The 1368-nt window shown below is 57.7% G+C and carries 2 protein-coding genes; one reads left to right on the top strand and one right to left on the bottom strand.

Annotation, left to right across the window (positions count from 1 at the left end; genetic code table 11):
* A partial coding sequence (locus ABJK56_RS03620; RefSeq protein ID WP_347243304.1) for a hypothetical protein occupies positions 1 to 342 on the top strand: 342 nt, incomplete at its 5' end.
* Positions 343 to 1116: 774 nt separating this feature from the next.
* Here ABJK56_RS03620 and ABJK56_RS03615 read toward each other — a convergent pair.
* The coding region (locus ABJK56_RS03615; RefSeq protein WP_347243303.1) for a hypothetical protein at positions 1117 to 1368 on the bottom strand (252 nt) is incomplete at its 5' end.

The following is a 1368-nucleotide window of genomic DNA, read 5'->3' as shown; positions in this document are numbered from 1 at the left end:
AGAATTGTCCGCTCCCGCACCCTTTTGGGCAACCTGCGCCTCTGGGAAATCCCCCACTCCGAAGAGGCTCTGGAAGCGGCGATAGACGAAATCGGTCGCGCGCCGATTCCGGGTTCATACGTCCCGCTGGATGAACGGGCCGAGAAGAAGGTGTCCATCGGCCAGACGGAGGACCTCGGGGCCCGCCCGGTCACCCATATCCGAACCCCTGAGGATAAAATCCGCCGGTGGCAGCGGGCCCTCCTCTTTAACGACAGGCGAAGTGCCTCGCAGTCCGGCCCGAACAACAAACATATCCGGCTGACGTTGGAAAACTCCCCAAAATCAACTGCTATCGGGTAGTAACTTCTGCCACTCGTCTTCCCAGCCTCTCTTCCAACCAGCAGATCCTGTGCGATGCTTTCAGGGAAGAGAAAAACAGGAGGCGATCACCCGCTTCTGACCGGGACGGCTGGATGACGAAGTTTATCTGGACGAGGCCCGCAACATCCTGCTTCGCAAAGGGTACGAGGTTCAGAAATGGGGTAAGAAGACATCCAGTCATGATCCGTCCAGGGAGCCGGAAACCAAAGGGGTGGCCAGTGAAATCTCTGGCACAACTGAAGACAGGAGAAGGTTGTCTGCTGATGGACAGGGGCGGGTTGGTCTTGCTTCCCCCGCGATGCTCTCTGTGGATATGGCAGCGCGACAACGGGATACGGTTGATGTTTCCCAGCGGTTTGAAGAGGATACAAGGGTAGCAAGAAAGACGTTACCCGGCATTCGGTAGAGGCGTATCTGCCCCGAACTCGCTATGCGAGCGGTTGTCCGGTGACCCCTGGGGCGCTATCCCGACACCGATGACCCCTTAGCCGGAAGACCACTGGATCATGGTCTCCCTCAATAACTGCTCAGAGGCCTCCCAGGCCCGCCGGACGATCGGTCGCATATCAACGTCCGGGACCTGGGCAAGGACTCTAAAGACCAGTCGTTAGAGCGGGATCTCATATTCCGCAACCGCCTGGATAAAGAGCTGATTCATTTTCTGATTCATTTCCTCATTCATTTTATTTTACCCCCTAACACTGGCAAGGAGAGCCGCCACGATCATCGATGGGCGGCTCTCCTGTTGCGCTTTCAATAATAAAAGTATACCCCTTCTGCCTGGTAACCGCACCACCTGCGGTGCGGGGGATGCTTTTTGCCAGGGAGGTAGGGATGCGCGTATCCTGTTACCAGCCTGGCCACCCCCTCCCGCAGGAGGGTAGACACCAACTCGGGCGGGAACTCCTCGACTGGCCTCAGCCAGGCGTTCCCGTCGGGGTCTCCTCCATTATCCCCGAACAGTCCTGGTAGTTCGGGGTGCACTTGGGCCATGATTTCCCAGGC

The sequence above is a fragment of the Thermogutta sp. genome (assembly GCF_039793925.1).
Lineage (GTDB): Bacteria > Planctomycetota > Planctomycetia > Pirellulales > Thermoguttaceae > Thermogutta.
The sequence above is the reverse complement of the archived record's forward strand: the minus strand, read 5'-3'. Positions and strand labels throughout refer to the sequence as shown.